The 10,414-nt window shown below is 66.1% G+C and carries 9 protein-coding genes; 3 read left to right on the forward strand and 6 right to left on the reverse strand.

What is annotated here, in order from left to right; genetic code table 11:
• The 6 genes from G3N93_RS25685 to G3N93_RS25710 form a co-directional block, all read right to left on the reverse strand.
• Positions 1-764 (reverse strand): formyltransferase (locus G3N93_RS25685; RefSeq protein ID WP_206134231.1); only part of this gene is annotated, 764 nt, incomplete at its 3' end.
• Complete coding sequence (locus G3N93_RS25690) at positions 761-1,783, reverse strand: glycosyltransferase (protein ID WP_174941137.1); 1,023 nt, start codon at positions 1,781-1,783, stop codon at positions 761-763. The genes G3N93_RS25685 and G3N93_RS25690, both read right to left, overlap by 4 nt.
• A gap of 6 nt (positions 1,784-1,789) precedes the next feature.
• Positions 1,790-2,941 carry a DegT/DnrJ/EryC1/StrS aminotransferase family protein gene (locus G3N93_RS25695; protein WP_174987305.1) on the reverse strand — a complete coding sequence of 384 codons (1,152 nt, stop codon included), beginning with the start codon at positions 2,939-2,941 and terminating at the stop codon, positions 1,790-1,792.
• Positions 2,942-3,075: 134 nt separating this feature from the next.
• Complete coding sequence (locus tag G3N93_RS25700) at positions 3,076-3,447, reverse strand: EamA family transporter (protein WP_011352303.1); 372 nt, start codon at positions 3,445-3,447, stop codon at positions 3,076-3,078.
• 13 nt (positions 3,448-3,460) lie between these two features.
• On the reverse strand, positions 3,461-5,137 hold the full coding sequence (locus G3N93_RS25705) for a glycosyltransferase family 39 protein (RefSeq protein WP_206134232.1): 1,677 nt from the start codon (positions 5,135-5,137) through the stop codon (positions 3,461-3,463).
• Positions 5,138-5,261: 124 nt separating this feature from the next.
• Entirely contained in the window at positions 5,262-5,636 is a 375-nt protein-coding gene (locus G3N93_RS25710; protein ID WP_041492864.1) for an Mth938-like domain-containing protein, read from the reverse strand.
• Positions 5,637-5,951: 315 nt separating this feature from the next.
• On the opposite strand from G3N93_RS25710, the gene G3N93_RS25715 reads away from it, so the two are divergent.
• From G3N93_RS25715 to thrC, 3 genes are read left to right on the forward strand one after another with little or no spacing between them, the layout of a single operon-like run.
• Complete coding sequence (locus G3N93_RS25715; RefSeq protein ID WP_174941131.1) at positions 5,952-7,190, forward strand: pyridoxal phosphate-dependent aminotransferase; 1,239 nt, start codon at positions 5,952-5,954, stop codon at positions 7,188-7,190.
• A gap of 52 nt (positions 7,191-7,242) precedes the next feature.
• Positions 7,243-8,571, forward strand: coding sequence for a homoserine dehydrogenase (locus G3N93_RS25720; protein WP_174941129.1), 1,329 nt, complete (start codon positions 7,243-7,245; stop codon positions 8,569-8,571).
• A gap of 12 nt (positions 8,572-8,583) precedes the next feature.
• A complete protein-coding gene (gene thrC, locus G3N93_RS25725) occupies positions 8,584-10,035 on the forward strand; it encodes a threonine synthase (protein ID WP_206134233.1) in 1,452 nt (483 codons plus the stop codon).
• Positions 10,036-10,414: the final 379 nt, after the last annotated feature.

Consider the following 10,414-nt stretch of genomic DNA (forward strand, 5'->3'; position numbering starts at 1 on the left):
GCGCTGCCGGGCGCCGCCAGGCGCGCGCGCGCGATCACGAAACGCGTGCCGTCGACGTCCGTGAACGCGCCCGGATACGGGGGCGCGACCGCGCGCACCAGGTTGTAGACCTGCGCGGCCGGTTTCGACCAGTCGACGCGGCCGTCCTCGGGCTTGCGCCCGCCGTAGTAGCTGCCGGTTGCGAGATCGTTCGGCAGGTGCGGCGCCTCGCCCGCGAGCAGCGCGGGCAGCACGCGCCAGAGCGTCTGCTCGGCGGCCACCGTGACCTTGTCGAACACCTGCGTGGCCGTGTCGTCCGGCAGGATCGGCACCGCGGTCTGGCCGATGATCGCGCCCGCGTCGGGCTTCGCGGCCATCTCGTGCAGCGTCGCGCCGGTTTCGGTTTCGCCGTTCAGCACCGCCCAGTTGGTCGGTACCCGACCCCGGTATTTCGGCAGCAGCGACCCGTGCATGTTGTACGCACCCTTCGGCGCGATCGCGAGCAGGTCCACCGGCAGCATGTGCCGGTAGTAGAACGAGAAGATGAAGTCCGGCTGCGCGTCGGAAACCGCGCGGCGCAGCGCCGGATCGGCGGGATCCGCCGGCGTGAGCACCGGAATGCCGTGCTCGGCCGCGACGGACGCGACGCTGCCGAACCAGATGTTCTCGTTCGGGTTGTCCTCGTGCGTGACGACGAGTGCGACGTCGACACCGCGCGCGAGCAGCACCTGCAGGCACCGCACGCCGACGTTGTGATACGCGAAGACGACTGCGCGCGGCTTCATTGCGCGGCTCCCGAGCGGTTCACGCCGGCCGGCACCGCCGGCACGCCGTCGTGCTGCTCGAGCACGGCCTGGATCAGGTAGCGCGGCCGTGCACGCACCTGCTGGTAGATGCGGCCGACGTATTCGCCGAGCAGGCCGAGCGCGAAGATGATCACGCCGAGCAGGAAGAACGTGATGGCGAACAGCGTGAACACGCCTTGCACTTCCGCGCCGACGATGAAGCGTCGCACGAGCAGCAGCACGAACAGCGCGGCGGAGCCGATCGACAGGATCACGCCGATGAACGACAGCCACTGCAGCGGCACGACCGAGAAGCCCGTCACGAGGTCGAAGTTCAGCCGGATCAGGCTGTACAGCGAGTACTTCGATTCGCCGGCAAAGCGCTCCTCGTGCGCGACCTCGATTTCGGTCGGGTTCTGCGCGAACGTGTATGCGAGTGCGGGGATGAACGTGTTGACTTCGCCGCACACGTTGATCGTGTCGATGATGCGGCGGCTGTAGGCGCGCAGCATGCAGCCCTGGTCGGTCATCTTGATGCGCGTGATGCGCTCGCGCAGACGGTTCATCATCTGCGACGCCTTGCGCCGCCACAGGCTGTCCTGGCGCTGCTTGCGGATCGAGCCGACGTAGTCGTAGCCCTCGCGCATCTTCGCGATCAGCTTGCCGATTTCCTCGGGCGGGTTCTGCAGGTCGGCGTCGAGCGTGATGACGATTTCGCCGCGCGATTGCGCGAAGCCCGCGAGGATCGCCATGTGCTGGCCGTAGTTGCCGTTGAGCAGCACGATGCGCGTCGTGTCGGGGCGTACGTGGAACTGATCGGCGAGCATCGCGGCCGAGCGGTCGCGGCTGCCGTCGTTGATCAGGATCACTTCGTACGACGTGTCGAGTGCGTCGAGCGCCGGATACAGCCGCGCGAACAGCGCAGCGAGGCCGTCTTCCTCGTTGTACACGGGGATGATGATCGATACTTCCGGCTGCCCGGCGACCGGATGCCCGGCGCGTGCTTCAAGGTGACTCATGTACGCTTATTTTCCGTATTGTTCGCAAATCTGGTTGATGGCGTCGACCACGCGACGCACGTCGCCTTCCGTCATCTGCGTGAAGAGCGGCAGCGTGACGGTCGACGCACCGTACCGCTCGGCGTGGGGGAACATGCCCTCCTTGAAGCCGCGTGCACGGTACAGCGTGAAAAGATGGATCGCCGGGTAGTGGATGCCCGTGCCGATGCCGCGTTCCTTCAGTTGCGCCATGAACTCGGCGCGCGTGATCGTCAGCCGCTCGAGCGGCAGCGTGATCAGGAACATGTGCCAGTTGCTGTTCTCGAAGTCGGCAACCGGCAGGCCGACGCCGAGCTTCACGGCCGCGCTGCCGTCGAACGCAGCGAAATAGGCGCGTGCGAGCGCGCTGCGTTGCGCGGTGAAGCGTTCGAGGTGCGGCAACTGGCCGAGGCCGACGCGTGCGGCGACGTCGGTCAGGTTGTACTTGCCGCCGAGCACGTCGCAGTCCATCCCGTCGAAGCCCGTGCGCGTGATGCCCTGCAGCCGGTACTTCTGCGCGAGCGTCGCTTCTTCCTCGTTGTTCAGCACGAGTGCGCCGCCTTCGATCGTCGTCAGGTTCTTGTTCGCGTGGAAGCTGAACGACACGATGTCGCCGATCGCGCCGATGCGCTTGCCGTTCCACGTCGAACCGAATGCCTGCGCCGCATCCTCGATCACGCGCAGCTTGTGCGCGCGGGCGATCGCGTACAGGCGGTCCATGTCGACCGGCAGGCCGGACAGGAACACGGGGATGATCGCCTTCGTACGCGGCGTGATCGCCTGCTCGAGCTTGTCGAGGTCGATGTTGCGCGTGACGGGATCGATGTCGGCGAACACGGGCGTCGCGCCCGTCTCGATGATCACGTTGCTGGTCGAGACCCACGACGCCGGCGTCGTGATTACCTCGTCGCCGGCACCGACGCCCGCGATGCGCAGGCCGATCTCCAGCGTGCATGTGCCCGAATTGAACGCGCGGACCGGACGGCCGCCGCAGTACTCGGACAGCGCCGCTTCGAATTTCTGGCTCTGCGGGCCGGTGGTGATCCAGCCCGAGCGCAGCACTTCGACGACGCCCTGGATGGTTTCCTCATCGATCTCGGGGCGGGTGAACGGCAGAAACGGAGCGGTAGTCTGGCTCATGTACGCGTTGGCCTGTAATGGCGTGTAATAAAAGGGTCGGGCGATCCCGGCCGAAACCGGCATTAAACACCGGTTGGCGGAATCGCACCGTGATTTTTTGTAGGCGGACGCTTAACGCGCGCGGCGCGGCGTGCTCAGCTGCGTGCGAGCACCAGCACGCCGATCAGGATGATGCCGATGCCGACGAGCCGCTGGACCGACAGCACTTCACCGAACAGGTACCAGGCCGCGAACGCGTTGACGACGTAGCCGAGCGACAGCATCGGGTACGCGATCGACACGTCGACCCGCGACAGCCCGACGATCCAGACCACGACGCTCAGCACGTAGCAGCCCAGGCCGCCGATGATCGGCAATTGGGTCGCGATCTTCAGGCCAACCGGGATGATGTTCGCACGGCTGAATTCGAAGTGTCCAACGGCGTTGACGCCGGCTTTCAGCAGAAGTTGCGCACAGGCGTTGAGCATCACGCCGGTGATGATGCAGACGAACGAAACGGGATTCATGCGGCGGGCGTCCTTACGATTGCGGTTTCTCGACGATCACGCGGCGGTTGTCGCGTGCAATCACGCGCATCGGCACGCCTTGCTTGACCAGGGTGTCGTACTGGCCGGGCGGCATGATCGCGAGCGCATGGGTTTCCTGCTTCCAGCGCGTGATCCACTCGTCGACGGTCGGAATCCACTTGTTGGGCTCCATCGAGATCCCGAACGCCAGCTCGTCCTGGCGCTGGACCATGATCGTCGTGTGGCCCATATAGAACGGGAACGTGTGATCGAGCATCTCGATCGAGTAGAACGGCGTGTCGGCTGGCAGTTTCGCCAGTTCGGCGCGCACCGCCGGCGCGAGCAGCGCGCCCGAGCTGTAGCGGCCGAATTCGTCGTGACCGGTGCCGCCGATCGTGCCGAACGCGAGCCAGGCGGCGCCGAACGCGGCGAGTGCGGCGGCGACGCCCGCGCGGCGGTTCAGCCAGGCGGCCGCGAGCGTCAGCACGGCTGCGACTGCGAGGCCCGCGTACAGCCACATCTGGAACGCGCGATACAGCGCGTTCGGCGTGCGGGCATCGCCCTGGTATGCAAGGAAGATGATCCCGAACGCCGCGACGACGAGGAATACGAGGTAGCCGAGCAGGTGGCGGCGGAACCGGTCGGCGCTCATCAGCGGCAGATACGCGCCGATGATCAGCGCGAGCGCCGGCGCGACCGGCAGCACGTACGAGATCAGCTTCGAATGCGACGCGCTGAAGAACAGGAAGATGAATGCGCTCCAGATCAGCAGCACGAGCATCGGCGAGAAGCCGTTCGGCTGGCGCGGCATCCGCAGCGCATGGCGGAGGCTCTGCCATGCGACCGACAGCCACGGCAGGAAGCCGACCAGCAGCACGGGCACGAAGTAGTAGAGCGGGCCCGGGCGGTTCTGTTCCGGGGTCAGGTACCGGCGGAACTGCTGGACGATGAAGAAGAAGTTGAAGAACTCGGGGTTGCGCTGCTGGACGAGCACGAACCACGGCGTGACGATCGCGAAGAAGATCACGAGGCCGCTCACCAGGTACAGGCGCTTCCACAGCGCCCAGTCGCGTGCGATCAGCGTGTAGAGCACGAGCACGGCGCCGGGCAGGATCAGGCCGACGAGGCCCTTCGACAGCACCGCGAACGCCATCGCGCCCCAGCACGCCCACATCCAGCCGCGCGCCGCGGCCGGGCGCAGCCCGGGCCGCTGCGCGAGCAGCAGCGAGCACAGCGACAGCGACATCCAGAACGCGAGCCCCATGTCGAGCGCGTTGAAGTGGCCCATCAGGTTCCAGTACGGCGACGACGCGAGCACGACGGCGGCGAGGAAGCCCGACAGCGGGTTGAACAGGCGCGCGCCGGTGTAGCCGACCAGCAGGATGCCTGCGAAGCTCGCGACGGCCGTGTAGAGGCGCGCCTGCCATTCGCCGATGCCGAACCACGCGAACGTGAGCGCGTTCAGCCAGGTCTGCAGCGGCGGCTTCTCGAAATACTTGTAGCCGTTGTAGCGCGGCGTGATCCAGTCGCCGGTGACGAACATCTCGCGCGCCATTTCCGCGTAGCGGCCTTCGTCGCTCGGGATCAGGTGGCGCAGCCCGAGCGGCGCGAACCAGACGATCGCGAGTGCGACGACGAGGAGGACGAGCGTGATGCGATTGAGCGGTAGCCTCGACGGCGTATCGTTCATGGATTTTCAGCCTGTTGGTTATTGTGACGGGCCGCCGGCGGGTTGCGCCGGGGGCGGGCGGCCTGGCCGGGCCGATCCGGGGGATCGACCCGCTGCGCCGGCCCGAGTTTTACCGCATCGGGGATTAACGTTCAATTAAGAGCGCGGCGGCGACTTTGCGGCCCTCGGCCATCAGGATGTTGTAGGTGCGGCAGGCGGCCTGGAAATCCATCGTCTCGACGCCGATCCGCTTGGCCGTGAGCGCCGCGACCAGCCGCGGGTGCGGGAAGCGCAGCCGCGCGCCGCTGCCGAAGATCACGAGTTCGGGTGTCGGGTCGAGCAGCATCGCGAAATGCTCGGGCGCGAGCGCGTCGAACGACGACACGGGCCATGCCTGGACCGGCGCGCCGGGCAGCACGATGACGCTCGTTTCGTGGCGTTCGAGATTGACGTCGACATAATCGGGGCCGTAGCCGGTGACGGTGTTGAGCGCGCCGCTCGCGTCCTGGTGCAGTTTCAAATCGGTATTCCGCGGTTCCGTAGGGGAATGTGTCGCAGGGCCACACGGGCCCGGATGGCCGGTTTCGCTTGCCTGAGCACGCGGGACGCCTGACGGCGCGGGCCCGACGCGGCTATGGTGCATTGCGAAAGTCAGCCAAAATCCGCTAAATTATAACTTTTTGGTCGCCCCCGGGCGCCACTTGCGTCGCGCGTCGCCACAAGCCGCGCCCGACCGCCCGCTTTTTCCCAGTCTAGACAGCGCGCACAGACCGGCCGCTTTCCAGTTTTGATCCCGTCCCCCCGGCCGCGAGGCCAACCCAGGAACCGTGTCGTCGTGAAACCGATTCAGAAGTCGAACAAGCTGCTCAACGTCTGCTACGACATCCGTGGCCCGGTGCTCGAGCACGCGAAGCGCCTCGAGGAAGAAGGCCACCGCATCATCAAGCTGAACATCGGCAATCTCGCGCCGTTCGGTTTCGACGCGCCGGACGAGATCATCCAGGACATGATCCGCAACCTGCCGACGTCGTCCGGCTATTCGGATTCGAAGGGCGTGTTCTCGGCGCGCAAGGCCGTGATGCACTACACGCAGGAAAAGGGCGTCGTGGGCGTCGGCCTCGACGACATCTACATCGGCAACGGCGCGTCCGAGCTGATCGTGATGGCGACCCAGGGGCTCTTGAACGACGGCGACGAAGTGCTGCTGCCGGCCCCCGACTACCCGCTGTGGACGGCGGCGGTCAGCCTGTCGGGCGGCACGCCGGTGCATTACATCTGCGACGAGCAGAACGCGTGGATGCCGGATCTCGACGACATCCGCCGCAAGATCACGCCGAACACGAAGGCGATCGTCGTGATCAACCCCAACAACCCCACGGGTGCGCTTTATTCAGACGAATTGCTGCTCGAGCTGCTCGCGATCGCGCGTGAGCACGGGCTGATCGTGTTCGCCGACGAGGTGTACGACAAGATCGTCTACGACGGCCTCGAGCACACGGCGCTGGGCTCGCTGTCGGAGGACGTGATTACCGTCACGTTCAACAGCCTGTCGAAGAGCTATCGCTCGTGCGGCTACCGCGCGGGCTGGATGGCCGTGTCGGGCCTCGGCGGCGACAACCGCCGGCGCGCGAAGGACTACCTCGAGGGGCTCGGCATCCTGTCGTCGATGCGCCTGTGCGCGAACGTGCCTGGGCAGTTCGCGATCCAGACGGCGCTCGGCGGCTACCAGAGCATCAACGAGCTGATCGTGCCGAGCGGGCGCCTGTACAAGCAGCGCGAGCTCGCGTACGACATGCTCACGTCGATCCCGGGTGTGACCTGCGTGAAGCCGCAGGCCGCGCTGTACATGTTCCCGCGCCTCGACCCGAAGCTTTATCCGATCCAGAACGACCAGCAGTTCATTCTCGACCTGCTGCTCGAGGAGCGCGTATTGCTCGTACAGGGCACGGGCTTCAACTGGACGACGCCGGATCACTTCCGCGTGGTCTTCCTGCCGAACCTCGACGACCTGACCGATTCGATCAACCGGATCGCACGCTTCCTCGACGGCTACCGCAAGCGCCATTCGGCCTGAGCGGCACGACCACACGGCTCTCACTATTTCTTACTCATCGATCACACGCAGCATGGAACCGATCAAAGTTGGCCTGTTGGGCTTCGGCACGGTAGGCAGCGGCACCTTCACGGTGCTGGGCCGCAACCAGGAAGAAATCAAGCGACGCGCGGGGCGCGGCATCGAGGTGACGCGCATTGCGGTGCGCAACCCGGCCAAGGCGCTGGCTGCGCTTGGCGGCGACGCCGGCGCCGCGCAGATCACCGACGATTTCAACGCAGTCGTCGATGATCCGTCGATCGCGATCATCGCCGAGATGATTGGCGGCACGGGCATCGCGCGCGAGCTCGTGCTGCGCGCGATCGCGAACGGCAAGCACGTCGTGACGGCCAATAAGGCGCTGCTCGCGGTGCACGGCACCGAGATCTTCGAGGCCGCGCGTGCGAAGGGCGTGATGGTCGCGTTCGAGGCAGCCGTCGCCGGCGGCATCCCGATCATCAAGGCGCTGCGCGAAGGCCTGACCGCGAACCGCATCCAGTACATCGCGGGCATCATCAACGGCACGACCAACTACATCCTGTCGGAAATGCGCGATCGCGGGCTCGACTTTGCGACCGCGCTGAAGGCCGCGCAGGAGCTCGGCTACGCGGAAGCCGATCCGACCTTCGACATCGAAGGCGTCGACGCCGCGCACAAGGCGACGATCATGAGCGCGATCGCGTTCGGCGTGCCGGTGCAGTTCGAGCGCGCGTACGTCGAGGGCATCAGCAAGCTCGACGCGACCGACATCCGCTACGCGGAAGAACTCGGCTACCGGATCAAGCTGCTCGGCATCACGCGCCGCGCCGAAAACGGCATCGAGCTGCGCGTGCATCCGACGCTGATCCCGGAGAAGCGTCTGCTCGCGAACGTCGAGGGCGCGATGAACGCGGTCGTCGTGCACGGCGACGCGGTCGGCACGACGCTGTACTACGGCAAGGGCGCGGGCGCGGAGCCGACCGCATCGGCCGTGGTCGCGGATCTCGTCGACGTCACGCGCCTGCACACGGCGGACCCGGAGCATCGCGTGCCGCACCTCGCGTTCCAGCCCGACAGCCTGTCGAACACGCCGATCCTGCCGATCGAAGAAGTGACCAGCGGCTACTACCTGCGCCTGCGCGTCGCCGATCAAACCGGCGTGCTGGCCGACATCACGCGCATCCTCGCCGCATCGGGCATCTCGATCGACGCGCTGCTGCAGAAGGAATCGGAGCAGATCGACGACGCGAAGGGCGAAACCGACATCATCCTGATCACGCACGTCACGGTCGAGAAGAACGTGAATGCGGCGATCGCGCAGATCGAGAGCCTCGCGACGGTGGTATCGAAGGTGACGAAGCTGCGCATGGAAGCGCTGAACTGAGCTGAGGACGACATGAATTACATCTCCACGCGCGGCGCCGGCATCGGCGAGCGCCACACGTTCTCCGACATCCTGCTCGGCGGTCTCGCGAAGGACGGCGGGCTCTACCTGCCGGCCGAGTATCCGACGGTGTCCGCCGACGAGCTCGCACGCTGGCGCACGCTGTCGTACGCGGATCTCGCGTTCGAGATCCTGTCGAAGTTCTGCGACGACGTGCCGGCCGACGACCTGCGCGCGATCACGCGTCGCACGTACACGGCCGACGTGTACCGCAACACGCGCCATGGCGAGAACGCGTCCGACATCACGCCGCTGAAGACGCTCGGCACCGAGAACGGCGCGCCGATCTCGCTGCTCGAACTGTCGAACGGCCCGACGCTCGCGTTCAAGGACATGGCGATGCAGCTGCTCGGCAACCTGTTCGAGTACACGCTCGCGAAGCACGGGCAGACGCTGAACATTCTCGGCGCGACGTCCGGCGACACGGGCAGCGCGGCCGAATACGCGATGCGCGGCAAGGCCGGCGTGCGCGTGTTCATGCTGTCGCCGCACAAGAAGATGAGCGCGTTCCAGACGGCCCAGATGTTCAGTCTGCAGGACCCGAACATCTTCAACCTCGCGGTCGAAGGCGTGTTCGACGATTGCCAGGACATCGTGAAGGCCGTGTCGAACGATCATGCGTTCAAGGCGCAGCAGAAGATCGGCACGGTCAACTCGATCAACTGGGCGCGCGTCGTCGCGCAGGTCGTGTACTACTTCAAGGGCTACTTCGCGGCCACGCAATCCAACGCCGAGCGCGTGTCGTTCACGGTGCCGTCGGGCAACTTCGGCAATGTCTGCGCAGGTCACATCGCGCGGATGATGGGGCTGCCGATCGCGAAGCTCGTGGTCGCGACCAACGAGAACGACGTGCTCGACGAGTTCTTCCGCACGGGCGCGTATCGCGTGCGCAGCGCCGAGAACACCTATCACACGAGCAGCCCGAGCATGGACATCTCGAAGGCGTCGAACTTCGAGCGCTTCGTGTTCGACCTGCTCGGCCGCGATCCGGCACGCGTGATGCAGCTGTTCCGCGACGTCGAGGAGAAGGGCGGCTTCGATCTCGCGGCAAGCGGCGATTTCTCGCGCGTCGCCGAGTTCGGTTTCGTGTCGGGCCGCAGCAGCCACACGGACCGCATCGCGACGATCCGCGACGTGTTCTCGCGCTACGACACGATGATCGATACGCATACGGCCGACGGCGTGAAGGTCGCGCGCGAGCATCTCGACGCCGGCGTGCCGATGGTCGTGCTCGAGACGGCGCAGCCGATCAAGTTCGGCGAGACGATTCGCGAAGCACTCGATCGCGAAGCCGAGCGGCCGGCCGCATTCGACGGGCTCGAGGCGCTGCCGCAGCGTTTCGAGGTCGTGAGTGCCGATGCACAGCAGGTGAAGGACTTCATCGCGGCCCATACGGGCGCATGACGCACGGCCGGGCCACGGGCCCGGCTGCGCACAACGGCCGGAATGCCGATTCGTCGAACGGATCGGGGTTCCGGCCGTTTCGTTTGGCAGTTGCCAAGCAGCGGTCGTCACAATGCGGACGAAACAAGTGTCAGACCGGCGCATTCGCGCGAATCACAGTTTCCGCATGTCGGCCATATCGCGCGCCCGCGCGACGGCGTCGCTACAATGACGTATTGAATCCAACGATCCCCGATTCCATCGATGTCGAATCCGAATCCCGCGGCGCCGCGTGCGCCGATGCTGTCGACCGGCGAGGCGCTCGCCGCGCTGCTCGATGCCGCGAAGCCGTTGCCCGGCGCCGAGACCGTCGCCACGCTCGACGCGCTCGGCCGTGTGC

The sequence above is a fragment of the Burkholderia sp. Se-20378 genome, from assembly GCF_017104665.1.
In the GTDB taxonomy this organism is placed as follows: domain Bacteria; phylum Pseudomonadota; class Gammaproteobacteria; order Burkholderiales; family Burkholderiaceae; genus Burkholderia; species Burkholderia lata.